The sequence below is a fragment of the Pseudomonas savastanoi genome, assembly GCF_020917325.1.
Taxonomy (GTDB): Bacteria; Pseudomonadota; Gammaproteobacteria; order Pseudomonadales; family Pseudomonadaceae; genus Aquipseudomonas; species Aquipseudomonas amygdali.
The window spans coordinates 1673014-1697722 of record NZ_CP076652.1 but is presented as its reverse complement, the minus strand read 5'-3'; the positions used below and the strand labels follow the sequence as shown (position 1 = coordinate 1697722).

Annotated in this window: 24 protein-coding genes; 18 read left to right on the top strand and 6 right to left on the bottom strand. The window is 57.8% G+C overall.

Going from position 1 to position 24709, the window contains the following annotated elements; all coding sequences use genetic code 11:
* Positions 1 to 23 precede the first annotated feature (23 nt).
* A complete protein-coding gene (locus tag KP808_RS07550) occupies positions 24 to 476 on the top strand; it encodes a MarR family winged helix-turn-helix transcriptional regulator (protein WP_054098552.1) in 453 nt (150 codons plus the stop codon).
* Positions 477 to 478: 2 nt separating this feature from the next.
* Here KP808_RS07550 and KP808_RS07545 read toward each other — a convergent pair whose 3' ends face one another.
* Positions 479 to 1582, bottom strand: a complete 1104-nt coding sequence (locus KP808_RS07545; RefSeq protein WP_230017943.1) for a transketolase-like TK C-terminal-containing protein — start codon at positions 1580 to 1582, stop codon at positions 479 to 481.
* 289 nt (positions 1583 to 1871) lie between these two features.
* Between KP808_RS07545 and KP808_RS07540 the strand changes: the two genes are divergently transcribed.
* Positions 1872 to 2615: a helix-turn-helix transcriptional regulator gene (locus KP808_RS07540; RefSeq protein ID WP_057422269.1), complete on the top strand. Its 744-nt coding sequence runs from the start codon at positions 1872 to 1874 to the stop codon at positions 2613 to 2615.
* A 1-nt stretch (position 2616) separates the two neighbouring features.
* On the opposite strand, the gene KP808_RS07535 is transcribed toward KP808_RS07540, so the two are convergent.
* A complete protein-coding gene (locus KP808_RS07535; protein WP_058408944.1) occupies positions 2617 to 3297 on the bottom strand; it encodes an acyl-homoserine-lactone synthase in 681 nt (226 codons plus the stop codon).
* 217 nt (positions 3298 to 3514) lie between these two features.
* Between KP808_RS07535 and KP808_RS07530 the strand changes: the two genes are divergently transcribed.
* Genes KP808_RS07530 through KP808_RS07510 form a run of 5 tightly spaced genes read left to right on the top strand, consistent with a single transcriptional unit; the run spans position 3515 to position 7086 of the window.
* A complete protein-coding gene (locus KP808_RS07530) occupies positions 3515 to 4711 on the top strand; it encodes an aminotransferase class I/II-fold pyridoxal phosphate-dependent enzyme (RefSeq protein ID WP_230017940.1) in 1197 nt (398 codons plus the stop codon).
* Positions 4704 to 5222, top strand: a complete 519-nt coding sequence (locus KP808_RS07525; protein ID WP_230017933.1) for a DUF6190 family protein — start codon at positions 4704 to 4706, stop codon at positions 5220 to 5222. Before KP808_RS07530 ends, KP808_RS07525 begins: the two co-directional genes overlap by 8 nt.
* On the top strand, positions 5212 to 6009 hold the full coding sequence (locus tag KP808_RS07520; protein ID WP_058401659.1) for a dihydrodipicolinate synthase family protein: 798 nt from the start codon (positions 5212 to 5214) through the stop codon (positions 6007 to 6009). The genes KP808_RS07525 and KP808_RS07520 overlap by 11 nt, the downstream gene beginning before the upstream one ends.
* Positions 6009 to 6866: an iron-containing redox enzyme family protein gene (locus KP808_RS07515; RefSeq protein ID WP_058401658.1), complete on the top strand. Its 858-nt coding sequence runs from the start codon at positions 6009 to 6011 to the stop codon at positions 6864 to 6866. The genes KP808_RS07520 and KP808_RS07515 overlap by 1 nt, the downstream gene beginning before the upstream one ends.
* A complete protein-coding gene (locus KP808_RS07510) occupies positions 6850 to 7086 on the top strand; it encodes a Rieske (2Fe-2S) protein (protein ID WP_002552658.1) in 237 nt (78 codons plus the stop codon). The genes KP808_RS07515 and KP808_RS07510 overlap by 17 nt, the downstream gene beginning before the upstream one ends.
* 41 nt (positions 7087 to 7127) lie before the next feature.
* On the opposite strand, the gene KP808_RS07505 is transcribed toward KP808_RS07510, so the two are convergent.
* Entirely contained in the window at positions 7128 to 8309 is a 1182-nt protein-coding gene (locus tag KP808_RS07505; protein ID WP_058401657.1) for a patatin-like phospholipase family protein, read from the bottom strand.
* Between the two features lie 33 nt (positions 8310 to 8342).
* Complete coding sequence (locus tag KP808_RS07500) at positions 8343 to 9275, bottom strand: lipid A biosynthesis lauroyl acyltransferase (RefSeq protein WP_002552656.1); 933 nt, start codon at positions 9273 to 9275, stop codon at positions 8343 to 8345.
* Between the two features lie 120 nt (positions 9276 to 9395).
* Here KP808_RS07500 and minC point away from each other — a divergent pair, with 120 nt between their 5' ends.
* From minC to KP808_RS07475, 5 genes are all read left to right on the top strand, one after another.
* Entirely contained in the window at positions 9396 to 10136 is a 741-nt protein-coding gene (gene minC, locus KP808_RS07495; protein ID WP_002552655.1) for a septum site-determining protein MinC, read from the top strand.
* Between the two features lie 231 nt (positions 10137 to 10367).
* Complete coding sequence (gene minD, locus KP808_RS07490) at positions 10368 to 11180, top strand: septum site-determining protein MinD (RefSeq protein WP_054984611.1); 813 nt, start codon at positions 10368 to 10370, stop codon at positions 11178 to 11180.
* On the top strand, positions 11180 to 11434 hold the full coding sequence (gene minE / locus KP808_RS07485; protein ID WP_002552653.1) for a cell division topological specificity factor MinE: 255 nt from the start codon (positions 11180 to 11182) through the stop codon (positions 11432 to 11434). The genes minD and minE overlap by 1 nt, the downstream gene beginning before the upstream one ends.
* A gap of 90 nt (positions 11435 to 11524) precedes the next feature.
* Complete coding sequence (locus KP808_RS07480; protein ID WP_004657795.1) at positions 11525 to 12160, top strand: RluA family pseudouridine synthase; 636 nt, start codon at positions 11525 to 11527, stop codon at positions 12158 to 12160.
* 415 nt (positions 12161 to 12575) lie between these two features.
* Entirely contained in the window at positions 12576 to 13865 is a 1290-nt protein-coding gene (locus tag KP808_RS07475; protein ID WP_002552650.1) for a M18 family aminopeptidase, read from the top strand.
* Positions 13866 to 14118: 253 nt separating this feature from the next.
* Here the strand turns inward: KP808_RS07475 and KP808_RS07470 are convergent, their stop codons facing one another.
* Positions 14119 to 17838, bottom strand: coding sequence for a beta strand repeat-containing protein (locus KP808_RS07470; protein ID WP_230017931.1), 3720 nt, complete (start codon positions 17836 to 17838; stop codon positions 14119 to 14121).
* A 457-nt stretch (positions 17839 to 18295) separates the two neighbouring features.
* Positions 18296 to 19015, bottom strand: a complete 720-nt coding sequence (locus tag KP808_RS07465; RefSeq protein ID WP_058399784.1) for a UTRA domain-containing protein — start codon at positions 19013 to 19015, stop codon at positions 18296 to 18298.
* A 354-nt stretch (positions 19016 to 19369) separates the two neighbouring features.
* Here KP808_RS07465 and KP808_RS07460 point away from each other — a divergent pair, with 354 nt between their 5' ends.
* The 6 genes from KP808_RS07460 to KP808_RS07435 all read left to right on the top strand — a co-directional run bounded on the left by KP808_RS07460 (position 19370) and on the right by KP808_RS07435 (position 24700).
* Positions 19370 to 20437, top strand: coding sequence for an ABC transporter substrate-binding protein (locus tag KP808_RS07460; RefSeq protein ID WP_230017929.1), 1068 nt, complete (start codon positions 19370 to 19372; stop codon positions 20435 to 20437).
* A gap of 78 nt (positions 20438 to 20515) precedes the next feature.
* Complete coding sequence (locus KP808_RS07455; protein WP_058408878.1) at positions 20516 to 21322, top strand: alkaline phosphatase family protein; 807 nt, start codon at positions 20516 to 20518, stop codon at positions 21320 to 21322.
* Complete coding sequence (locus KP808_RS07450) at positions 21319 to 22161, top strand: ABC transporter permease (protein ID WP_005782780.1); 843 nt, start codon at positions 21319 to 21321, stop codon at positions 22159 to 22161. Before KP808_RS07455 ends, KP808_RS07450 begins: the two co-directional genes overlap by 4 nt.
* Complete coding sequence (locus KP808_RS07445; RefSeq protein WP_002552644.1) at positions 22148 to 22945, top strand: ABC transporter permease; 798 nt, start codon at positions 22148 to 22150, stop codon at positions 22943 to 22945. Before KP808_RS07450 ends, KP808_RS07445 begins: the two co-directional genes overlap by 14 nt.
* 1 nt (position 22946) lies before the next feature.
* Positions 22947 to 23936: an ABC transporter ATP-binding protein gene (locus tag KP808_RS07440; protein WP_002552643.1), complete on the top strand. Its 990-nt coding sequence runs from the start codon at positions 22947 to 22949 to the stop codon at positions 23934 to 23936.
* Between the two features lie 110 nt (positions 23937 to 24046).
* Positions 24047 to 24700 carry an HAD family hydrolase gene (locus KP808_RS07435; RefSeq protein ID WP_002552642.1) on the top strand — a complete coding sequence of 218 codons (654 nt, stop codon included), beginning with the start codon at positions 24047 to 24049 and terminating at the stop codon, positions 24698 to 24700.
* Positions 24701 to 24709 lie beyond the last annotated feature (9 nt).

Genomic DNA, 24709 nt, shown 5'->3' with positions numbered 1-24709 from the left:
AGAATTTCAGACAAAGGTGATTCATGTCGTCAGCCGAACCGGATACGTGGTTCAGATTCGTCAGGGCGCACCGCTGTCTTATTCGCGAGATCGAACGACGTCTGGCGGCGGCCGAGCTGCCCCCATACGCTTGGTATGACGCGCTCTGGGGTGTGGAAAGCGGGCCTCAGGGCATGCGCCGCATGCATGAACTGGCCGATGTCATGGCCATCGAACGCTACAACCTGACCCGCCTCATCGACCGCCTTGAAAGCGAAGGGCTGGTGGAGCGCCACAGGTCCGACAGCGACGGCCGAGGCGCTGTGGCAGCGATCACCGACAAGGGCCGGGCACTGCGCAAACAGATGTGGCAGATCTACGAAACGGCGGTTGACGAGCTGTTTCTGGCGCAATTCGACGCCCCGCAGCGCCGCGTGTTTGCTGATGCGCTGGAGCGTGCCGCACTGGCAGCCCGACAAAGTGGCAGTAAAAGCTGACATCAGACCAGCCGATAGCGTTGCAGGGCGAGTTTCAGCGGCTCGTAACTCAGTTGCCCGCCCTCCGCAAGCGCGGTCAGGGCCTGAACGACAATCCACTCGGGGCTGATTGCAGGCTTACCTTGCGGCGCAGCGGAATCGGCTCCCAAGGCAACAAACCGTCCGGGGACATGTTCACGCAGTTGCTCGGCCACGGCCTGCGGATAACCGGTAACCGCCACCACGGCGTCGTGCCCTTCGCCGAGGCAATCACGCAGGTGCCAGGACCGAGGGGTCTTCAAGGGATGGAAACGATTCCAGCGTCGGCCAGAGCCGGCATCGCGCGCCAGTCGGGTATAGCTGGGGCAGCTCCAGATTTCGCAATCGACATTCCAGTGCTCCTTGAGCAAGCTGGCCGCCTGACGGACCGAACGCAGGGCCAGGCCCGCGCCCAGCAGGCGCACACGACGGCCGTCATTGCCGGAAACGGCATCGCCAACCCGATACATACCTTGCACAGCCGCCGCAGCCTGCGTCTCGCTCAATGCACTGACCTGATCATTGGATTCGTCATGCAACGCCATGTAATAGAAACCGGCCCGGCCCTCAACATACAGGCTGTGCAAGGCGTGCAGCGTGATAGCCCGAGCCTCCGCGGCATCCGCAGGGTCATAAGGCTGACACTTGCGGTTTGAAAGGAGCCACAAAGGCAGCCACGGATGAGCGCCCTTGGGCCAGCGAGATGGCAGCGTCTCGATGTCGTTGCAGAAAATTCCACGTTGGGATGACTCCGATGCCAGCGCGCTCAGTTCGGCCGAGGTTTCGCTGCTGATCATGTAGATCAGAGGCAATTCGACCTTGCCGGCCTGAGCAGCAAATCGCAAAGGCCAGGCGCTGGCGAGCACGCCCTCCTGCTCGCAGACCATGTGCTTGCTGGCTCGCACTACCGATATGCGCCGCGAGGTAGACGGGTCTCGCGTCAGGCGCTCAACGATGTCGGCCATTGCAAACAGGGGTGAACAGCACCCGCGCAGTGCAAGCCCCGCAGCCGCTTGAATCTTTTCCATGCAAGCTAGCGCTGCGACCCGGGTTTGCGGCGCCAACTGGTGGCCATTTGCGCTGTTCATCTCTACTCCTTGCTGTCGGACAAGCGTCCTTGCACCATAATGGAACGAAGAATATGATTGCAATCGCAACAAAATCATAATTGGTGTGCGTGATCACAGTGCAGGGCCCAACGCCCGAACACGCGTGCACTCGCATGCGAATGCTTCGACGAGAGCACTTTTTTACAGCCTAAACCTGTGTTCAAAATCAAAAGACACAGGTAGTCCATGTTTTCATGTACTACTTAAATTACAAATGAGGATAATGAGTACAGCCAGGCCGAGAACAAAACAATAAACAAGGTATTACATGGAGGTTCGTACCGTGAAAGCCCAACTTGACTGCCCACCGTTGAAGATAAACGGGGCCCCCGCCCCGCTCCGTCAACTGATCGAAGACTTTGAAAACGATCTGCACCACATTGGCGATTTCACTTATGCCTACTTTTCCACGCCCAAGACGCGTAATGTCAAACCCGTCATTTTGTCCAATTACCCTGACTCCTGGCTGAAATCTTATGTAGCCTCAAACTATCACCTCATTGACCCTATCATCAAACATGCCTGGCATAGCATTACGCCATTCTTCTGGAGAGAGGCCCGCAATGCCGCTCAAGGCGTCGAGACCGACGATTTCCTGAAACGATCGGCCAAATATCAACTGTCCTCGGGGGCCACTTTCACCCTGCACGATGCCAGCGGGCTTTTTGCCGCACTGAGTCTTTGCAATGCCCGGCAGCAGAATGATTTCGATCAGCGAATCCGCGAAAAGGCCGCCGATATCCAGATGAGTCTCATCCGCTTCCATGACCGTTTGATCAAGACCCGAGCGCCCCATGAACTCTTTCCGCAGCCCACCCAGTGCAAGTTGTCCACCCGCGAAACAGGTGTGTTGAAATGGGTGGCCATGGGCAAGTCGTACAGCGAAATCGCTGAAATATTTTCCATCTCGGAACGCACCGTGAAGTTTCACATGTCCAACGTCTCCAGCAAGCTCGAAGTGCGCACTGCCAAGCAGGCAGTCTACAAAGCCATCAACATGGGCATGGTCTGACTCAGGCAGCGCTGTGCATGCAGGCTGGCGGTGCGGGGTCTGACACGCCAAGCGCTATCGGCCAACGCAGCAGGTCATCCGTTACAGGCTGTCTGAGGGCAATATTCCCGAGCAGCCGCTGATGGTTGTCGGCCGTCACCGGCATCTCCAGCAGCAGCACTGTCTCGCCTGGCGATGCTTCACCGGTCGACAGCACATGGTGCTCCCATCCGGACTTGCGCACGATCCGCGCCATTGCCTTGCTGACCACCGTGATGATCGATTGCAAACCGGACAACGCAGCATGGTTGTGCATGGAGAACAGCAGCATTTCGGTCAGTGGTGCGTGCAGAATACCCAACGAGCGTGCCCGAGCCGTGTCGACAAAGAACCGGCTCGACTCAGCCATGGCAGCATTTTTGGGCGCAGGGCAGTCAAAAAAACTGCGGAATGGGCCTTCCAGCATGTAGGGATCACAGGTGTTGATCAGCCTTAGTCCGGCCAGCGGAACCCCGTTCCAGCTTCCGACAAGGTAAGTGGTATTGGCATTGTCGTATTCATCAAATTCAAATGCATGACTCACACGAACTTTCCACTCAAGCCGATCTGAAAAAATCTTCTTGCGCATGGAATATAGCGTTTCCAGCAACGTAACGGGCATCGTCGTGTAACTGGCTAGCTGAAACTCAAACCCGCTCGACATATAAACTCCACCTTGCACAACCAGCGTGAAGCATCGCGTATTTCAAACTGTAAATCTACTGTACCTAAGAACAGGTCAATACCTTGAAATATAACATTCTGTTATTTGCACTTAGGTACAGTGTTATTTCAGCCAAAAATAAGGAAATCTGCTTCGGCGTTCTGGATATCCAGGACGGCCGCACCCCAAACAATAATGACTCCATAGGGATAATGGTATGAACAGTCTATATGCCGGTATCGACACCTTGAACGCGGTTCCTGTTCTGGACGATATTACCCAACACGAAATCTCTGCCCTCAAAACCCGTTTCAACCTGGCCGATGCGCACACTCATCAGGATCAGAGCGACACTCAGCGCATGATCGTCGCCAGCCTGCCCGAGCTATGGTATCAGGCGCAGAACCAGACCCAATACCAGAGTGAGCAGGCCTTCATTCATGCCTTTTTCACTTTCCATGGCCAGCACCATGCGCTGAAACGCCACGACGAAATCTATCTCGTCTACGCAGCGTCCATCGCCATGCACATTACCGCGACCTACCTGCGCAAACAGAACATGAGTGTCGGGCTGATCGAGCCTTGCTTCGACAACCTGCACGATCTCTTGAAACACATGGAAGTGCCCATGTCGGCACTTGATGAAAGCCTGTTCACCTCATCGACCGAGGTGTACGCAAACTTGCAGAAAGCGGCCATCGGGCTGGATGCGATCTTTCTGGTCGACCCCAATAACCCGACCGGTTCCAGCCTGTTTGCCGACGGACCGGATACGTTCGTCGAAGTGGCCAGATACTGCCGCGATTACAACAAACTGCTGATACTCGATTTCTGTTTCGCCTCGTTCTTCAAGGCGACCGGTCGGGAACGCGTGGACGCCTACGCGATTCTCGACGACATCGGCACGCAATACCTGGTCATGGAAGACACTGGCAAGACCTGGCCGCTACAAGACACCAAATGCGCCACCCTCATGGCCAGCCAGGACATCAACGCCGATATCTACAGCATCGTCACCAGCGTCCTTTTGAACGTCTCGCCGTTCATCCTCAATGTAGTGACCCGCTACATTGAGGACAGCAACGACGATGACTTCAACTCCGTGCGTTCGGTGCTGGACGTCAACCGCCGCATGGCCCGGGCGGGTCTTGAGGGCAGGGTTTTGCAGTATGTGGAACCGATGATCGACACCAGCGTGGCATGGTTCGAGATTCTGCCCGCAGGCATTAACGCCGATGAGTTGCAGGCTTATCTGCTGCAATGGGACGTGTACGTGCTGCCGGGCAAATATTTCTACTGGAGCCAGCCCGAAAAAGGCCAGCGTTACATACGTCTGGCACTGGCACGCAAACCGGACGAATTCGCGGCGGCGGTTCAGGTCATCGCCAAGGCACTGGAGAACTTCCATGTCTGACTTCGACCTGCCAATGATCGACGCAACAGTGTTCATGGGCATGCACCACGCCGATCCCGGTGTGCGTGACAAATCCCTGGGCTTCTTTTCCCGGTTCTACGAAAGCAGTGTGCAGATGAATTTCGCCCAGATAGGCATTTGCGACGCCATTATCTGGAAGAAAAGCCGTGCCTTGCAGGACGTGTACTACCCGTTCATGGATGTACTTCACACCGACATGGCCATCCAGCGCCAGGGCTGCAGCGACTACATACTCCAGCGCGCCGCGACGGACACGCTGCTAAAAAGCCTGCCCGTCGAAAAGAAACTGCTGGCGGCGCAGGTACTGGAGCAGGAAATCCCGTTTTATACCCACGATCCGGAGCTGCTGCGCCTGCACGTCCTGCAGCCTTTCCTGCAGCCGTTCGAAAGCCCCGTCAGACAGCCTGCGTTCCCGGAGATGTTGCAACGTCTCTATGACCAGTCGAGTGCCATGGTGATCCGCAACGAGGACTTTGAACATGTCTGGTAAAACCATTCTGGTGCCGCTGGTAACGCCTCTGAACGAACAGGCGCAGGTCTGCGAAACCAGTCTTGAACGTCTTTTGAGCAGCCTCGCAGCCCACGTCGACGGCTACATTCCATGCCTGACCTCCGGAGAAGGCTGGCGGCTGTCGCGCCAGCAGTGGCTACAGATGCTGGAGCTGACCCTACGCCACGCAGGCGACAAGCTGGTCATCGCCGGGATTGAGCGCAGTTCGACGCAGGAGGTACTGGACTTTGCCCTGATGGCTCAGGATGCCGGCGCGCAAGCGGTGATGTTCACCTCGCCGTTTACACCCGGTATCAGTCAGCAGGTGATCATCGACCATTACCAGACCATTCATGACGCGACCCGTCTGGATATCTTCATGTACAACGAGGCCGCCCTGTCAGGCAACGAAAAGACCTTCGCCACCCTCGAGGCCATCGCGCAGTTACCCAGAGTGATTGGCCTCAAGGACTCACCGTCCATGTCCCGCTCGCAGGATCAGGTGGATGCCATTCGGCAACAGGGCGTCGACTACTTTATCGGCTGGGAAATGCAGCTGGCTGGCGAACTGGAGTCCGACGGCAACGTGGTGTCCCTCGCCAACCTGGAACCGCTGCTCTGTCGGCAAGCGGCTGACCGCCAACAGCCAGCGCTCAGTCAGGAAATCGCGACGCTCAATGAACGGTATCTGCTGAGTGCGTCCGACTGGTACGCCCAGGTCAAGCGCGAGCTTAAAGCCCGTGGCGTGATCAACAGCGACCGGGTTATGACCGAGGAGGCTGCTTAATGGAAAACATGCAAAAGCAACTGTTTCTGGCCAATCGTGCGCTTATCGAAAAGCTCGTGCCTATCCCACAGGAGCTTCTGACATTCGAGCAGCGCTGGATCGACGACGCCATCGAACGCAGCATGACTGCGGATGTTCCAGGTGATCTCGCCGGTCTGCGCAGGATGCTGGCCGAACTGGTCGAACTGGAGAGCAGCGAAGTACCGCCCAGCGCGCACTATGTCGGCAGCGACATGACGCTCGACGAGTTCCGGATTCTGGTTCAGGAGTTTGCGCTGGATGGTCTGACCGAAGCGCAGGTTTTCTATCATCTGATGCCCAGGCTCAGCCTGCCCGCGCAAATGCCCATGCTGCGCATGATGATCGACGAGTTCGGCTCGGGAAACCTCAAGCGCTCGCATACCACGCTGTATCAGGACCTGCTGCGCGAACTGAACATGCCGCTGGACCTGCAATTCTACGTGGAGGCCAACTCCAGTGCCGGTTTCACCTTTCCCAACATGTTCTGCTGGCTGGCCATGCGCGCGGATGACCCATCATGGTTTGCCGGGGTCATTACCTACTTCGAGACCGTGGTACCGTTCTTTTTCGAGTGTTACACCCAACTCTGCGAGCGCTTGCAGATCCAGGCTCATACCTACTACTCAGAACACGTTCATATCGACGTTTTCCATGCCATCGAGGGGCAGCGCCTGCTCAAGGCCATGGACGTCAGCGGTGATCTGGACCCGGTGAAAGCGTGGCGCGGCATCTGCATGGGGCGCGAGATCACCAACCTGGCATTCGACCTGGCCGTAGAGAAAGCTCGTCGACTCAAGCACTTCAACAAGGAGGCCAACCTTGAACGAGCCTGCTGAGTTTCGTCGTCCCGACACGTTCACCGTGCATATCGGCCAGGAGCAATACCTGGTACCGAGTAGTTGCCCACATCGTGAGGGCTGGCTGGAGCATGGCGTGGTCAACGAGAAACGCCGGTCCATTACCTGCCCCCTGCACTTCTCGGTGTTCAGCCTCGAAACCGGAGAGCAATTGAGCGGCCCGCCTTGTGGCAACCTGCAGGTTCGGCGACTGAGGTAGAAGCGCGTCCCACGGCAGGATTGGCTCCTGCCGTGGAGGCGTCATGTGAGGCGCAGGAACCTTTTCAGTTCCGCACCCTGGGCAATCGCATCGTGTCGGCCCAATTCGATCAGTTCGCTGCAATAACCCGATTCAAACAACAGATAGCTCAGGACACTGGCGCCACTGCTTTTGGTCGCGCCCGGCCCGCGCAGGAACGTGCGCAATGCGGGCGGAAGTTCACGGCGGTGCCGGGCAGCGATTTCGTCCAGCGGGCGGCTTGGGGAAATCACCAGAACTTCCACCGGCTCCATACCCGGCTGCCTGATCTGATCGCAAGGCAGCAACGCGCTGGCCATGTTCAAGCGCTCCAGCAACTCGATATCGCTTTCCAGATTATCGATGAACGTGCTGTTGAGCATATGGCCGCTGATCTGCGCCAGACTTGGCTGTATGCCGATTGGCGCACGCGGTGCCGGCCTTTCGGCTTTCAGCCCGCGCGGATTGCCGCTCACGCCTACGACCAGAACACGATTGGCACCCAGGTGCAGCGCCGGACTGATCGGCGCCGACTGACGCACGGCACCGTCACCAAAGTATTCCTGATCCAGCATCACTGGGGCGAACAGCAAGGGAATGGCTGAACTGGCCAGCAAGTGATCCACGGTCAGTTGAGTCGGACGGCCGATACGCCGATGGCGCAGCCAGGGCTCGATGGTGCCGCGGCCTTGATAGAACGTGACTGCCTGCCCTGATTCATAGCCAAAAGCTGTTACCGCCACGGCGCGCAAGTGATGGGCATCAATGGCGGCTTCGATTCCGGACAGGTCCAGCCGCTCGTTGAGCAGTTCACGCAGAGGCGAGCTGTTGAGCAAGGCAACCGGGATATTTCGCCCGAAGCCCATCAGGCTGCGGCCGAAAAAACGGCTGGCCTGATGAATCACACCAGACCAGTCGCTGCGCAGCACCTGATGGCTGCGGAACGACTGCCAAAACTCGGTCAACTGGTGAATGGCAATGCGAAAGTGCAGCGCGCCGCTGGCCAGTTTCACCGCGTTGATCGCCCCGGCCGACGTACCGACAATGACCGGAAAGGGATTGGGAGAACCAGGCGGCAGCAAGTCGGCAATGCCTGCAAGTACGCCAACCTGATACGCAGCACGCGCACCGCCACCTGACAAAATAAGCCCGGTCACGGGCTCGACTTCGGTTACAGCCTGGGTCACTACTGCGGTATCTGGCATCTACAACTGGCCTCGATGGTCAACGACGCTTTTTTATCTACGTTTGTTATATAGCTTCGGTTCGCCAGCCGGTCGACTCTTGAAGCGCCGATGCGCCCAAAGATACTGTTCCGGGCATTCAGTGATAGCACTTTCTACCCATTGATTGATACGCAAGCAATCGGCTTCGTCGCTTTCACCCGGAAAATCCTGCAGCGGTGGGTGAATCACCAGCCTGTAACCGCTGCCGTCAGCCAGACGCTGCTGAGTGAACGGCACCACTTGAGCACGGCCCAGACGCGCAAATTTGCTGGTAGCGGTCACGGTCGCGGCCTGAATGCCGAACAGCGGCACAAAGATGCTCTGTTTAGCGCCATAGTCCTGATCCGGTGCATACCAGATGGCCCGGCCGGCACGCAGCAACTTGAGCATGCCGCGCACGTCATCGCGCTCGACAGCCAGCGAATCAAGGTTGTGCCGCTCGCGTCCGCGACGCTGGACGAAATCGAACAGTGGGCTCTTGTGTTCGCGGTACATGCCGTCGATGGTGTGTTGCTGGCCCAGCAGTGCCGCACCGATCTCCAGCGTGGTGAAGTGCAGCGCCATCAGAATCACGCCCTCGCCTTTCTCCTGAGCATTCTGCAGGTGCTCGAGCCCTTCGATATGGGCAAGTCTGGCCAGACGTTTTTTCGACCACCACCAGCTCATGGCCATCTCGAAGAAGGCGATCCCGGTGGAGGCGAAGTTTTCCTTGAGCAGACGCTTGCGCTCGGCGGCGGACAAATGAGGAAAACACAGCTCAAGATTGCGTGACGCGATATTTTTTCGATCAGTGGCCACTCGGTACATGACCGCACCCAATGCCCGACCGATGGCCAGCAGGGCGCGAAACGGCAACTGGACAACCAGCCATAAAAGCCCCAGCCCCAGCCACAACGGCCAGAAACGGGGGTGAAGGAAACTGGCTTTAAAGCGCGGGCGATCCATTTGGGCTTCCGTCAGAACAAAGGCCGCGCATTCTACAACGGTTCTACCTGCTTGCGGCTCGCGGGCGTTCTCGCTATAAGTCTCGGCACTTTTAGCGACAAGCTGTTGTGTATATCAACCATGAGCCAGATTGAATCGCAAAACCCGGAACCTGTATTTCAGCTCAAGGGCAGCATGCTCGCCATCACTGTGATGGAGCTGGCCCGGACCAACCTTGAAGCGCTCGACAGGCAACTGGCGGCGAAAGTGGCACAAGCCCCCAACTTCTTCAGCAATACGCCGTTGATCCTGGCTCTGGACAAACTCGCTCCGAACGAAGGCCCGGTGGATCTCCCCGGGCTGGTGCGTATCTGTCGCCAGCACGGTCTGCGCACCCTGGCGATCCGTGCCAACCGCATCGAAGACATCGCTGCAGCCATTGCCGTTGATCTTCCGGTGCTGCCGCCGTCCGGCGCACGTGAGCGCGTAATCGACCCGATTGAAGTCGAAGCGCCGAAAAAGATCCCGGAAAAACCACCCGAACCGCTCATCAAGCCGACCCGCGTGATAACCGCTCCGGTGCGCGGCGGTCAGCAGATTTATGCCCAGGGCGGCGATCTGGTTGTGGTTGCGCCGGTCAGTCCCGGTGCGGAACTTCTGGCCGATGGAAACATCCATGTGTACGGCCCAATGCGCGGCAGGGCACTGGCGGGAATAAAAGGCGACACGAAAGCACGAATCTTCTGTCAGCAGTTGAGTGCAGAGCTGATTTCGATTGCCGGGCAATACAAGGTTTCCGAGGACTTGCGCAGGGACCCTCTGTGGGGCTCGCCGGTCCAGGTCAGCCTGTCAGGTGATGTGTTGAACATCATTCGTCTTTAACGGATACTGCCGCAATTTTCAAAGTATCTCTGATTCGTCGCGAAACCGTCGTGAAGGCGGCAGGAAGTTCTGACAAGCACTGCTTTTCAGCGGGTATATGAGTTGAAAGTAATAGCTTAACGCTACCTTTCCGGAATCAGACCCCAGAATTGACACAATGCTTCGACGGGCGCGGCGCCAGGAGATGCTCTTCAGGGACTTAATGTCCTTTTCCTCTAGGGGTGATACACCTTGGCCAAGATTCTCGTTGTTACATCCGGCAAGGGTGGTGTGGGCAAGACCACCACCAGCGCCGCTATCGGTACCGGTCTCGCATTGCGTGGTCACAAGACAGTCATCGTCGACTTCGACGTCGGCCTGCGTAACCTCGACCTGATCATGGGTTGCGAGCGCCGTGTCGTGTATGACTTCGTCAACGTGGTCAATGGCGAAGCCAACCTGCAACAGGCGCTGATCAAGGACAAGAAGATCGAAGGCCTGTTCGTGCTGGCTGCCAGCCAGACCCGTGACAAGGAAGCACTGACCAAGGAGGGCGTTGAAAAAGTCCTCATGGAGCTGAAGGAATCGTTCGAATACATCGTCTGCGATTCGCCCGCCGGTATCGAGACCGGTGCTCACCTGGCCATGTATTTCGCCGATGAAGCGATCGTCGTGACCAACCCCGAAGTATCCTCTGTGCGTGACTCCGACCGTATGCTGGGCCTGCTGGCCAGCAAGTCACGTCGTGCCGAACGCGGCGAAGATCCGATCAAGGAGCACCTGCTGCTCACTCGCTACAACCCTGAGCGTGTCAGCAAGGGCGAAATGCTCGGTGTGGAAGACGTCAAGGAAATCCTTGCTGTTACCCTGCTCGGCGTGATCCCCGAATCCCAGGCTGTCCTGAAAGCCTCCAACCAGGGCGTACCGGTCATTCTCGATGACCAGAGCGACGCTGGCCAGGCCTACAGCGATGCCGTTGACCGCCTGCTGGGCAAAGACCGGGAACATCGCTTCCTGGATGTGCAGAAGAAAGGATTCTTTGAACGTCTGTTCGGGGGTAATTAATGAATATTTTTGACTTCTTTCGTGACCGCAAAAAAGAAAGCACGGCCTCGGTAGCGAAAGAGCGTCTGCAGATCATCGTTGCGCACGAACGCGGCCAGCGCAGTACCCCGGACTACCTTCCTGCACTGCAGAAAGAGCTGGTGGAAGTGATCCGTAAATACGTCAATATCGAGTCCGATCAAGTTCAGGTTGCGCTGGAAAGCCAGGGCAGCTGCTCGATTCTGGAACTCAATATCACCCTGCCAGATCGCTGATCAGGCAGTCGCTTGCGGCGGTATCGGCGCACTTCTCAGGAAGCTGCGCCCTTACCGCCGTTGGCGTTTCTAGCGTTTCGAGGCCGTTGCATGCCGTTGTCGAACATCCGCATCATTTATCAGGACGCAGCCGTTCTGGTAATCGATAAGCCTACCCTGCTGCTTTCCGTCCCCGGCCGCGCCGATGACAACAAGGATTGCCTGATTACCCGCCTGCAGGAAAACGGCTTCCCCGAAGCCCGCATCGTCCATCGTCTGGACTGGGAAACGTCGGGCATCATCCTGCTGGCCCGCGATGCCGACACGCACCGCGAGCTGTCGCGTCAGTTTCATGATCGCGAAACCGAAAAAGCCTACACCGCACTGTGCTGGGGCCAGCCGTCGCTGGACAGCGGCAGTATCGACCTGCCGCTACGCTACGACCCGCCTACCAAGCCCCGGCATGTGGTGGATCACGAGGGTGGCAAACACGCGCTGACATTCTGGAAAGTCGTCGAACGTCACGACACCTACTGTCGGGTCGAACTTACCCCTATTACCGGCCGCTCGCACCAACTGCGGGTGCACATGCTGTCGATCGGTCATCCGCTGCTGGGCGATGGTCTGTATGCCCATCCCGAAGCGCTGGCGGCGTACCCGCGCCTGTGCCTGCATGCCAGCATGCTGAGCTTTACCCATCCGGGCACCGGCGAGCGATTGACCTTCGAGTGCCCCGCGCCGTTCTGATCTGAATGACACGCTGGCTATCGTGCAGATGCTCCGCGTCATACAGCTGCTCTGACTATGACTATCGCTCCCTCGCTCCGCGTGGTAATGCCTTTCGTGACGCTCCGCGTCACACAGCGGTTCTGCGACTTCAGGTGAATTTAGGGTCGACTCAGGTCACCTTTTCGCCCCTCGGCGAGTTACTTTGATGGGGCCAAAGTAACCAAAGCCCCCCGCTCCTGTTTCCGGCCCGACTTCGTCGGGTTCCTTCGCCCTGTCACTGATCCGGGGGTCGCCGGATCAGCGCCAGGACTCAGCCGTCACTAACGTCGCACTCTGCGTCGTCAGTGCCACCGCGGTTGAAAAGCGTTTCTGTGGCAGCGGCAACGACTGAGCCAATGGGGTAAACTCGCGCCATTGCTGTCTGGAGCTATTTATGCGCGCAGAGTTGAACAACGGCCTCATCGATTTTCTGAAGGCTTCTCCCACCCCGTTCCACGCCACCGCCACCCTCGTGCAACACTTCGAAGCTGCGGGTTTTCAGCGGCTGGATGAACGTGATACCTGGGCAATAGAAACTGGAGGTCGTTACTTCGTCACCCGTAATGACTCCTCTATCGTCGCCTTCCGCATGGGCCGTCAGTCGCCACTCACCGGCGGGATTCGCATGGTTGGCGCACACACGGACAGCCCGTGCCTGCGGGTCAAACCGCAACCGGAACTGCAACGCCAGGGCTTCTGGCAACTGGGCGTCGAAGTCTACGGCGGCGCGCTGCTGGCACCGTGGTTTGACCGTGATCTGTCGCTGGCAGGTCGCGTCACCTTCCGCCGCGATGGCAAGGTTGAAAGTCAGTTGATCGACTTCAAGCTGCCGATTGCCGTGATCCCCAACCTGGCCATCCACTTGAACCGCACCGCCAATGAAGGCTGGGCGATCAATGCGCAAAACGAACTGCCGCCGATCCTCGCGCAAGTGGCTGGCGACGAACGCGCGGACTTCCGTGCGCTTCTGACTGATCAACTGGCCCGCGAACACGGGCTGAATGCGGACGTGGTGCTCGATTACGAGCTGAGTTTCTATGACACACAGAGTGCCGCCGTTGTCGGCCTCAATGGGGACTTCCTGGCAGGCGCACGCCTGGACAACCTGCTGTCGTGTTATGCCGGGATGCAAGCGCTGCTGAACAGCGAAAGTGACGAAACCGCTCTGCTGGTGTGCACCGATCATGAAGAAGTCGGTTCGTCGTCGACCTGTGGCGCAGACGGCGCAATGCTTGAACAGATCGTCCAGCGCCTGCTACCGAGCAGCGAAGACTATGTACGAACCATTCAGAAATCGCTGCTGATATCGGCTGACAACGCCCACGGCATACACCCCAACTACGCCGAAAAACATGACGCCAATCATGGTCCCAAGCTCAACGCCGGGCCGGTGATCAAGGTCAACAGCAACCAGCGCTACGCCACCAACAGTGAAACAGCCGGTTTCTTCCGCCACCTGTGCATGGCTGAAGAAGTACCGGTGCAGAGTTTCGTGGTGCGCAGCGACATGGCCTGCGGCTCGACTATCGGGCCAATCACCGCCAGCCATTTGGGTATCCGCACGGTAGACATCGGCCTGCCAACGTTCGCCATGCATTCGATTCGCGAACTGGCCGGCAGTCATGACTTGGCGCATCTGGTCAAAGTACTGAGCGCGTTCTATGCCAGCCACGAGCTGCCATAACATCTGCAATGATTGATCCTCGTGGGAGCGGCGTGCTGCTCCCGCGTAACAGTCCTGACGCCCGGTAAAACACCCTGATTGAAAAAAATAAAGTTTTGCGGCTTACCCATAAAAAACAACGCAGGCTTTATCGGTTTTATCCTCGGCACCTTTGGGCAGTACACCGTTGATTCGTTTATAAAGGGACTTCATGTCCCGAACCGCACCGACGTACCCTGTCGATGATTTAGTACGAATAACCCGGCTCCGTGACTCAGGTGTCGTCCTCGTCGGTTTTATTGACGATATCGTCATCGTCATTCACGTAATACGGAATGTCGGCTTCAACACCGTTCTCTCCCGTCCTGGCCACCAGTTGTCTGTACCGCTTGCCGTCCCAGAGTCTGAAAACAAGCGTGGAGTCTTCTCCTGCCGATAACGTGGAACCTTCACTGCCAATGAGTTTGCTACGAGCGCCTGCTGTCAACACACTGTTCTTTCCGGCGGTCAATCTGCTTTGGTCTCCCGCCATCAACGTGCAGTCGTGCCCGCCGGTCAACTTGCTTCTGTCGCCAGCGGTGAGGTAACTGTTGTTACCGGCCAGTAGTTTGCTGCGGTCCCCCGCGGTCTGATTACTGTCTGCACCGGCAATCAACCTGCTGCGATCACCCGCCAGTTGTACACTGCCCGCACCGGCAATCAGCGTGCTGCGAAAGCCTGCTGTCTGCGAGCTGCCCTTGCCGGCGATCAGCATGCTTTTATTTCCGGCCACCTGAATACTTTCATGGCCCGCAATCAACGAACTGCCATAACTTGCGATCTGGTTACTGCCGTAGCCCGCAGTCAATGTGCTGCGAATGCCTGATGTGAGACTGCTGCCATAACCGGCAATCAACACACTACGAAGCCCGGCGATCAGCGTACTGCCGTAACCTGCCGTCAGAAAACTTCGGATTCCGCTGGTCAGGGAACTGCCATAACCAGCGATCAATGAGCTGTCCTGCCCGGCTGTTGCCGTACTGCCATACCCCGCCGTCAGTGAACTTCCATGCTCGGCAGTCTGGGTACTGCCATAACCTGCCGTGAGCGTACTTTTATAGCCTGCCGTCTGCGTACTGCCATAGCCCGCGATCAGCGAACTCTCATAGCCGGCGGTAGAGGTACTTCCGTAGCCGGTGGTCAGCGAGCTTTTTTCCTGCGCGGTTTGCGTACTGCCATAACCGGCTGTCAACGTGCTCTCGTAACCTGCCGTCTGCGTGCTGCCGTAACCGGCGATCAGCGAGCTTGCATAACCTGCGGTGGAAGTGCTTCCGTAACCTGTAACCAGGTCACTGCGTTCCTGCGCCGTTTGCGTACTGCCATAACCCGCAGTCAACGTGCTCTCGTAACCTGCCGTCTGCGTACTGCCGTAACCCGCGATCAGCGAACTTCCATAGCCCGCAGTGGAAGTACTTCCGTAGCCGGTGGTCAGCGAGCTGCTGTCCTGTGCGGTTTGCGTACTTCCATAACCGGCTGTCAACGTGCTCTCGTAGCCTGCCGTCTGCGTACTGCCATAGCCAGCAATCAGGGAGCTTGAGTAACCCGCAGTCGACGTGCTTCCGTAGCCTGTCACCAGGTCACTGCGTTCCTGTGCCGTCTGGGTACTGCCATACCCGGCAGTCAATATGCTTTTGAAGCTGGCCGTTTGGGTGCTTCCATAGCCGGCGATAAGCGAACTGTTTGATCCTGCCGTTGAGGTGCTGCCATAACCTGCGACCAGGTCACTGTATTCTCTGGCCGTCTGAGTACTCCCATAACCGGCGGTCAGCATGCTTCTGTAACTCGCGGTCTGGGTGCTGCCATACCCTGCGATCAGCGAACTGCCCGAACCTGCGGTTCCCGTACTGCCATAGCCCGCAATCAGGTCACTACCGTCCCTGGCCGTTTGAGTACTGCCATAACCAGCGGTCAGGATACTTTTGTGGCCCGCAGTCTGCGTACTTCCATAACCCGCAATGATGAAACTCTCGTGACCCGCGGTACCTGTACTTCCATAGCCTGCGGTGAGGTTACTGGCAGCCCCGGCCGTTTGCGTACTGCCATAGCCCGATGTGAGTACGCTGCCCTGCTGTGCGGTCTGGGTACTGCCATAACCTGCCGTGAGCGAGCTTTCACTGCCCGAGGTTTGCGTGCTGCCATATCCGGCGATCAGCGAGCTGTCAGCGCCAGCTGTTCCAGTACTGCCATATCCGGCGGTCAGGGTGCTGCCTTCACGGGCAGTCTGGGTACTGCCATAGCCTGCGGTGAGCGAACTTTCGCTGCCTGACGTCTGCGTGCTGCCATATCCGGCGATCAACGAACTGTCGGCACCTGCCGTGCCAGTGCTACCGTAGCCCGCCGTCAGGTTGCTGCCTTCCTGGGCCGTCTGCGTACTGCCGTAACCCGCTGTCAGCGCACTGTCACTTCCCGAGGTCTGCGTGCTGCCGTATCCCGCGATCAGAGAGCTGTCGACACCTGCTGTACCCGTGCTGCCGTACCCCGCCGTCAGGTTGCTGCCCTCCTGGGCCGTCTGCGTACTGCCGTAACCCGCCGTGAGCGAGCTGTCACTGCCCGAGGTTTGCGTGCTGCCGTAACCGGCGATCAGCGAGCTGCTGGACCCTGCCGTGCCGGTGCTGCCGTACCCTGCGGTGAGATTGCTGCCTTCCTGAGCCGTTTGCGTGCTGCCGTAGCCTGCGGTCAGGGCGCTGTCACTTCCCGAGGTTTGCGTGCTGCCGTATCCCGCGATCAGAGAGCTGTCGACACCTGCTGTACCCGTGCTGCCGTACCCCGCCGTCAGATTGCTGCCCTCCTGGGCCGTCTGCGTACTGCCGTAGCCCGCGGTCAGCGAACTGTCGCCTCCCGAGGTTTGTGTACTGCCATAACCGGCGATCAACGAGCTGTCCGAGCCTGCGGTGCCGGTGCTGCCATACCCAGCGGTGAGATTGCTGCCTTCCTGCGCCGTTTGCGTGCTGCCGTAACCCGCCGTGAGCGAGCTGTCTTCTCCGGAAGTCTGGGTACTGCCGTAGCCGGCGATCAGCGAGCTGTCCGAACCTGCCGTGCCGGTGCTGCCATACCCGGCGGTGAGATTGCTGCCTTCCTGAGCCGTTTGCGTGCTGCCGTAACCCGCTGTGAGTGAGCTGTCCCCGCCCGAAGTCTGAGTACTGCCGTAACCGGCGATCAGCGAACTATCCGAGCCTGCCGTGCCGGTGCTGCCGTACCCTGCCGTCAGGTTGCTGCCTTCGCGGGCGGTCTGGGTGCTGCCGTAACCCGCTGTCAGCGCGCTGTCCCCACCGGCGGTCTGGGTGCTTCCATAGCCAGCGACCAGCGAGCTGTCGGAGCCGGCGGTGCCTGTACTTCCATAACCGGCAATTAGATCACTGTGGTTGCCAGCGGTCTCGTTACTGCCATAACCGGCAATCAGACGACTGTGATTGTCGCCACTCAACGTGCTGCCGTAAGTGGCGGTCTGCAAATTCTGCGGCGTCGTCACCGGTAGGGTGTTTACTGGGGGGGCAGCCGCGCTGACCAACGCGACATCGAACACTTCATGACGGGCCTGTTCGGCCACCGGTAACGTGACACTTGCTGCCGCAGGCATGGGCGTGGGTATGGCCGTAGGCGTTAACGTTGACGTTGACGCAGGGTCGGCCTGACGTGCCGAAATGAAGTGTGACGCGCTGATCCTGTCGCCGACATGAACCACCTCGGCCCGCGGAAACTTGACCATTCCCGGCTCTTCCAGACTGATGATGTCTGCAACGGCGACTTCACAGACAATCCATCGAGCATCGGCATGCACGCTTAGAAAAGCGCTGGTTCCAGCGCCCCACAGTAAACCGACCAGACCATTCTCATGCCGCCTGGTTGACTGCCAGTATCTGGATTCCACCGCGCCGGACGCGGGCCATATAAGGCCGCAGTGATCGGCCATGTTATTTGCACAGGTACGCAGTACCAACGCCTTGTCGAGATTCATTACAGCATCCTCATAGATCCTTTAAATAAAAGCAGCCGTACTTATCAAGCATTGCTTTATAGGACAACTGCCATGTCAGCCTTAATCCAAACGTGGAACGATCGTGCAAATAATACCAACTAACCAGTGCATATCTTTCCACACAAAAAACCTACCACACCCCATTAACAAACATTAATTAATATTAAGATTTTTCTTAAATTCGCTGAAAACCAGAATAATTACTCTGGAAAATTTCATCAAAAAAACCAACTAATTTAACGCCGCTCCGCCACCAGCAATAGAATAACGCTCATTAATTTTTTTTGTTAATCAAACGCATGCATTATACAAAACCTATTAAACAGGCTGTAAATTGCACACATTCTTATCAAAGAAATGAGTATTTATTTATAGAAAACAGCAAACTAACGGTGGTACAGACCGCGCTTGGGAAGTGGGTTTGCCACACCGGCATTCAGTCGCCGTGCACCTCTGCGCGCACATGAATAGCATCATGACGCCAGTATTCGAGGTCACAGTCGATCAACCGATCTTTCCAATCATAATTGACACGTGCAATGCGCAGGCCCGGGCTACCCAGTGAAACCTTCAGTGCAGCGGCTGCTTCGCTGTGCAGCGCCGTGGGGACCATGTCGAAGCGCACCCGACCGTAATGAATGTCATAGCGGCGGGCGTAGAGTTCACTGAGCGATTCGTTCAGGTCGTGTTCGAGAATGCCGGGGAACAACTCCGGTCTCAGGTAGTGCTCGACATACAGCACCAGACGCTGATCGATCCGTCGCGCGCGACAGATCTGGATCACGCTCGACAGCGCCGGCAGTTCCAGCATTTCGCAGATCATCGCTGAAGCAGGTTGCAGGCGTGCAGACAGAAGCCGGGTGTGCGGCACCCTTCCCTGGGCACAGACCATTGCGTGGAAATGGCTGCGCCTGATCAGGTCATAGGCCAGTCGTGGCGGGGAAATGAACCAGCCGCGACGCTCTTCACGGTAAATAAGCCCTTGCGCCTCCAGTTGCACGAGAGCCTCACGCAACGTGATACGGGTGGTAGCAAACACCTCGCTAAGCTTGCGCTCCGCAGGCAGCTTGCTGCCATGCGGCAACAAGCCATGTTCGATCTGCTCTTGCAGAGCACTGCAAATCGTTGTTACCGCCCGTGGCACATCTTCGCGCATTCCGGTATCCGTCTGGACTAGACCAGCTCTGTTGCGGGGCACACCTCAGTGCAACCGACGCCGTTAACTCCGTTGCTTCAAGCCTAGGCCGGGCACATGACCATTCTGTGACATGACAAAACACGATCCATGCCAACTGCTCTGAAAAAAGGTCTTTAACCGTTGAAAAGCAAGCATGTTCCCATGGTCTACGCTTAGCGCCAGGCACTGCCGAACCACGTTAAAAACAGATTCTGCCACTGAACACGACACGAAAATGTCATGCAAAAAGCCTAACTTGGCTCAGGTATTGCTGATCTAGACCAAACAATCCGCAACGAACACTTCTTGCAAGAAGTGCACTAGGAGCTCCGAATGAAACATCTTCTGTTGGCATCACTCCTCGGTTCAGCCATGGCAATGAGTTCGCTGGCCATGGCTGCGGACACGGACCTTAAAACGCTGGAGGCTGCGGCCAAGGCTGAAGGCGCGGTCAATAGTCTCGGCATGCCGGATGACTGGGCTAACTGGGGTGGCATCTGGAAAGACCTGGAAACCAAATACGGCCTCAAGCACATGGACACCGACATGAGTTCGGCCCAGGAGATCGCCAAATTCGATGCGGAGAAGGACAACGCCAGCGGTGACATCGGCGACGTGGGTGCCGCGTTCGGTCCTATCGCCGTTGCCAAAGGCGTGACCCAGCCTTACAAGCCAACCACTTGGGATCAGATTCCGGAATGGGCCAAGGACAAGGACGGCCATTGGGCGCTGGCCTACACCGGCACCATCGCCTTTATCGTCAACAAGAACCTGTTGCACGGCTCTGAAATACCAAAAAGCTGGGCCGACCTTAAAACAGGTAAATACAAGGTTTCCATTGGTGATGTGAGCACTGCTGCGCAAGCAACCAATGGCGTACTGGCCGCAGCCATTGCCATGAAAGGCGACGAAAGCAACATCGAGCCAGGCCTGGCACTGTTCACCGACCTGGCCAAGCAGAAGCGCCTGTCGCTGGCCAACCCGACCATTCAAACCATCGAAAAAGGCGAAATCGAAGTCGGCGTGGTCTGGGACTTTAACGGTCTCAACTACAAAGCCAAGATGGCCAAACCGGATGACTACGTGGTGCTGATCCCTTCGGACGGCTCGGTAGTTTCCGGCTACACCACCATCATCAACAAATACGCCAAGCACCCGAACGCTGCCAAACTGGCGCGTGAATACACCTTCAGCGATGCCGGTCAGATCAACCTGGCCAAAGGCAATGCGCGTCCGATTCGCATCGAACACATCAAGCTGCCAGACGACGTGAAAGCCCAGTTGCTGCCGCATGAACAATACCTCAATGCCAAGCCGATCAAAGACGCAGCTGCCTGGGAGAAAACCTCCAAAGCGCTGCCTCAGAAGTGGAACGAACAGGTCATCATCGAGATGAACTGATTCTCTCCTGCGGCTCAGGGATGAAGTCGTGTACATCGGGCGAGCCAGACTCGCCCGTTCTTTCAAAGCGAGTCGCCCATGAAACACAACGTCATCCTGATCGTGCTCGATGGCCTCAACTACGACGTGGCCCGCCACGCAATGGGCCATCTTCAAGCCTGGCATGATGCTGGCCGCGCCGCGCTCTACAAGCTGGAATGCGCGCTACCCGCCCTCTCCCGCCCCCTGTACGAATGCATATTGACCGGGGTCGCACCTATCGACAGCGGCATCGTGCACAACAACGTTTCACGCCTGTCTAACCAGCGCAGCGTCTTTCACTACGCTCGCGATGCCGGGCTGACCACTGCTGCGGCGGCCTATCACTGGTTCAGCGAGCTGTATAACCGCACGCCGTTCGACACGGCACGCGATCGTCATACCGAGGCAACGGAACTACCCATTCAGCACGGGCTGTTCTACTGGGCCGATCACTACCCGGACTCGCACCTGTTCGCCGACGCGGAAAGCCTGCGCCTTAAACATGCACCGAACTTTCTGCTGATTCACCCCATGAACATCGACGACGCCGGGCACAAGCACGGCCTCGACACTGCGCAATACCGCAACACCGCACGCAATGCCGACATCATTCTGGCTGACTACCTGCAACGCTGGCTGGACGCAGGCTATCAAGTGCTGGTGACCGCCGACCACGGCATGAACAACGACCGCTCGCACAACGGCCTGCTGCCGGAAGAACGCGAAGTGCCGCTGTTCGTGCTGGGTGATGCGTTCAGCCTGAATGTCGACGCTGCACCGCGCCAGATCGATCTGTGCGGCACCATCTGCGAGCTGCTCGGCGTACATCACGACAAACCGGTCTGCCGGGAGATTCTCAATTGACCCGATTTTCCCGAGGCAAGTGGCTGGGGCTATTGTGCCTGGTGCCCTTTGCCGTGTTCTTCATTGTGTTTCAGATTGCGCCGCTGCTCTGGGTGGCGATCCACAGCCTGCAAAGCGACGCCGGTTGGGGCTGGGAAAATTTCACCAAAGCGTTCAGCTCGAAGTTCTATCGGCAGGCGATCCAGTACAGCCTGGAGATCAGCTTCTGGTCGAGCCTGTTCGGCATCATCATCTCCGTACTGGGTGCCTATTCACTGCGCAAGGTAGACTCGCGGCTGCGGGATTTCGTCAATTCGTTCGCCAACATGACCAGCAACTTTGCCGGCGTTCCATTGGCGTTCGCGTTCATCATTCTGTTGGGTTTCAACGGCGCATTGACCCTGATCCTCAAGCAGACCGGGATCATCGATGACTTCAACCTGTACTCCAAAACCGGGTTGATCATCCTCTACACCTACTTCCAGATTCCGCTTGGCGTGCTGCTGCTCTACCCGGCATTTGATGCTGTACGCGAGGACTGGAACGAGTCGGCGGCACTATTGGGTGCCAGCGGTTATCAATTCTGGCGCTATATCGGCCTGCCGGTCCTGACCCCTGCGCTGCTCGGTACGTTCGTGATTCTGCTGGCCAACGCGCTGGGCGCGTATGCCACGGTGTACGCCCTGACCACCGGCAATTTCAACGTGCTGCCGATCCGCATTGCCGCGATGGTGGCAGGCGATATCACTCTGGACCCGAACATGGCCAGCGCTCTGGCGATGATTCTGGTCGGCCTCATGACTCTGGTCACAGTCGTCCATCAGTGGCTGTTGAAGAGGAGCTACCATGTCGCGCGCTGAACGAAGGCCCGCGGGCATTTACCACAAAACCGTGGTTTACCTGCTGTTCCTGATCCTGTTGCTGCCGCTGGCCGGGACCTTTCTGTACTCGATTTCCACCAGTTGGTCGGCGACCATTCTGCCCAGTGGCCTGACCTTCAAGTGGTACGTGGCGCTGTGGAGCGATCCGCGTTTTCTGGCGGCGTTCGGCCAGTCACTACTGGTATGCGTCGGCGCGTTGATACTCTCGGTGGTGCTGATTCTGCCGCTGCTGTTTGTCGTCCATTACTACTTCCCGCGCCTCGACGGGCTGATGAACATCCTGATCCTGCTGCCGTTCGCCGTGCCTCCCGTGGTCTCGTCGGTCGGCCTGCTGCAGCTGTATGGCTCAGGCCCCATGGCGATGGTCGGCACGCCGTGGATTCTGATCGGCTGTTACTTCACAGTCGCCCTGCCCTTCATGTACCGCGCCATCACCAACAACCTGCAGGCCATCAACCTCACGGACCTGATGGACGCCGCCCAATTGCTCGGCGCCAGCACCTGGCAAGCAGCGTTCATGGTCGTGCTGCCTAACCTGCGCAAGGGCTTGATGATTGCCCTGCTGCTGTCGTTCTCGTTCCTTTTCGGCGAATTTGTGTTCGCCAACCTGCTGGTCGGCACCCGCTATGAAACCCTGCAGGTCTACCTGAACAACATGCGCAACAGCAGCGGTCACTTCAACAGCGCGCTGGTGATTTCCTATTTCCTCTTCGTGCTGGTGCTGACCTGGGCCGCCAATCGACTGAACAAGGACAAAGACTGAAATGAGTTTTGTCAGCATTGAAAACCTGCAGAAAAGCTATGCCAGCACGTCAGTGTTCAGCGACATCAACTGCAGTATCACGAAAGGCGAGTTTGTCACCTTGCTCGGCCCATCCGGCTGCGGCAAGTCCACGTTATTGCGCTGCATTGCCGGGCTGACACCGGTCAATAGCGGGCGCATCCTGCTTGATGGCACTGACCTGGTGCCGCTCACACCACAAAAACGCAACATCGGCATGGTGTTCCAGAGCTACGCGCTGTTTCCCAACATGACCGTCGAGCAAAACGTCGCGTTTGGCCTGCGAATTCAGAAAGTCAGTGCGGCCGACAGCGAAAAGCGCGTTGCCGATATTCTGCGCATGGTCGAGCTGCACGACTTTGCCACGCGTTATCCGCATCAGTTATCCGGCGGGCAATGCCAGCGCGTGGCTCTGGCGCGCTCGCTGGTCACTCGCCCACGCCTGCTGTTGCTTGATGAGCCGCTGTCGGCACTGGATGCGCGAATTCGCAAAAACCTGCGTGAGCAGATTCGCGCCATTCAGCGCGAGCTGGGCCTTACCACGATCTTCGTGACCCACGATCAGGAGGAGGCGCTGACCATGTCCGACCGCATCTTCCTGATGAACGAAGGCCGGATCGTGCAGAGTGGTGACGCAGAAACCCTTTACACCGCTCCGGTTGACGTGTTCGCTGCGGGCTTCATCGGCAACTACAACCTGCTGGAAGCCGAAGACGCCACACGTCTGATGCAACGCCCGATCACCAGCCGCATTGCGATTCGCCCTGAATCGATCCAATTGAGCCTGACCGGCGAACTGGAAGGCGAAGTACGCAGTCACAGTCTGCTCGGCAACGTCATCCGCTACCGGATACAGGCCCGCGGCGTGGAACTGGTGGTCGACGTACTGAACCGCAGCGCCGACGACCTGCACCCGGATGGAAGGCGTGTAACACTGAACATCGAACCGTCGGCGCTCTGTGCTCTGAACTGACCGTGCTCTGAACTGAATTTGTTCTGCACGGATAACGCCACACGCTTGCCGATCAAGACGCCAGGCGTGAAGCTGACAGCTGATTCAACAGACTTTTAGGAGAAACGCACATGCCCTTGGCAATTTTTGACCTGGACGAGACCCTGATCGGTGGCGACTGTGCCACGCTCTGGAGCGAGCAGATGGGTCGCCTGGGCTGGGTCGACTCAACCTCGTTCATGCAGCGCAACGACGAACTGATGGCCGCCTACAGCGCAGGCGAGCTGGCGATGGAAGATTACATGGCGTTCAGCCTTGAACCCATGGCGGGTCGTACGCCTGAAGAAATCGATCACCTGGTCGGCCCGTGGGTCGAGGATGTGATCGAGCCGATTATCTACAGCGACGCTTGCAAATGTATTGCTCAGCATCGCGCCAAAGGCGACCGGATTCTGGTGATCTCGGCGTCAGGTGTGCACTTGGTAAAACCCATCGCAGAACGATTGGGGATCGACGAAGTGCTGGGCATCGAACTGGACGTGCAACATGGCGTGTACAGCGGTGCCACGGTCGGCGTGCTGACCTATCGGGAAGGCAAGATCACGCGCCTGATGGAGTGGCTGGACGCCGAAGGGGAAAACCTTGAGGGGGCGAGCTTCTACTCGGATTCGCGCAATGACCTGCCGCTGCTGCTCAAGGTTGACCACCCTAACGTGGTCAACCCCGATGCCGTGTTACTGGAACACGCGCAGAAAGCAGGCTGGCCGGTGCACGACTGGAGCTGAGCCCAGAGG

What these genes read in the sequence shown, in the direction of transcription:
- KP808_RS07550 (WP_054098552.1), top strand. Translation starts at nt 24, where the DNA reads ATGTCGTCAGCCGAACCGGATACGTGGTTCAGATTCGTCAGGGCGCAC.
- KP808_RS07545 (WP_230017943.1), bottom strand. Translation starts at nt 1,582, where the DNA reads ATGAACAGCGCAAATGGCCACCAGTTGGCGCCGCAAACCCGGGTCGCA.
- KP808_RS07540 (WP_057422269.1), top strand. Translation starts at nt 1,872, where the DNA reads ATGGAGGTTCGTACCGTGAAAGCCCAACTTGACTGCCCACCGTTGAAG.
- KP808_RS07535 (WP_058408944.1), bottom strand. Translation starts at nt 3,297, where the DNA reads ATGTCGAGCGGGTTTGAGTTTCAGCTAGCCAGTTACACGACGATGCCC.
- KP808_RS07530 (WP_230017940.1), top strand. Translation starts at nt 3,515, where the DNA reads ATGAACAGTCTATATGCCGGTATCGACACCTTGAACGCGGTTCCTGTT.
- KP808_RS07525 (WP_230017933.1), top strand. Translation starts at nt 4,704, where the DNA reads ATGTCTGACTTCGACCTGCCAATGATCGACGCAACAGTGTTCATGGGC.
- KP808_RS07520 (WP_058401659.1), top strand. Translation starts at nt 5,212, where the DNA reads ATGTCTGGTAAAACCATTCTGGTGCCGCTGGTAACGCCTCTGAACGAA.
- KP808_RS07515 (WP_058401658.1), top strand. Translation starts at nt 6,009, where the DNA reads ATGGAAAACATGCAAAAGCAACTGTTTCTGGCCAATCGTGCGCTTATC.
- KP808_RS07505 (WP_058401657.1), bottom strand. Translation starts at nt 8,309, where the DNA reads ATGCCAGATACCGCAGTAGTGACCCAGGCTGTAACCGAAGTCGAGCCC.
- KP808_RS07500 (WP_002552656.1), bottom strand. Translation starts at nt 9,275, where the DNA reads ATGGATCGCCCGCGCTTTAAAGCCAGTTTCCTTCACCCCCGTTTCTGG.
- minC (WP_002552655.1), top strand. Translation starts at nt 9,396, where the DNA reads ATGAGCCAGATTGAATCGCAAAACCCGGAACCTGTATTTCAGCTCAAG.
- minE (WP_002552653.1), top strand. Translation starts at nt 11,180, where the DNA reads ATGAATATTTTTGACTTCTTTCGTGACCGCAAAAAAGAAAGCACGGCC.
- KP808_RS07480 (WP_004657795.1), top strand. Translation starts at nt 11,525, where the DNA reads ATGCCGTTGTCGAACATCCGCATCATTTATCAGGACGCAGCCGTTCTG.
- KP808_RS07475 (WP_002552650.1), top strand. Translation starts at nt 12,576, where the DNA reads ATGCGCGCAGAGTTGAACAACGGCCTCATCGATTTTCTGAAGGCTTCT.
- KP808_RS07470 (WP_230017931.1), bottom strand. Translation starts at nt 17,838, where the DNA reads ATGAATCTCGACAAGGCGTTGGTACTGCGTACCTGTGCAAATAACATG.
- KP808_RS07465 (WP_058399784.1), bottom strand. Translation starts at nt 19,015, where the DNA reads ATGCGCGAAGATGTGCCACGGGCGGTAACAACGATTTGCAGTGCTCTG.
- KP808_RS07460 (WP_230017929.1), top strand. Translation starts at nt 19,370, where the DNA reads ATGAAACATCTTCTGTTGGCATCACTCCTCGGTTCAGCCATGGCAATG.
- KP808_RS07455 (WP_058408878.1), top strand. Translation starts at nt 20,516, where the DNA reads ATGAAACACAACGTCATCCTGATCGTGCTCGATGGCCTCAACTACGAC.
- KP808_RS07445 (WP_002552644.1), top strand. Translation starts at nt 22,148, where the DNA reads ATGTCGCGCGCTGAACGAAGGCCCGCGGGCATTTACCACAAAACCGTG.
- KP808_RS07440 (WP_002552643.1), top strand. Translation starts at nt 22,947, where the DNA reads ATGAGTTTTGTCAGCATTGAAAACCTGCAGAAAAGCTATGCCAGCACG.
- KP808_RS07435 (WP_002552642.1), top strand. Translation starts at nt 24,047, where the DNA reads ATGCCCTTGGCAATTTTTGACCTGGACGAGACCCTGATCGGTGGCGAC.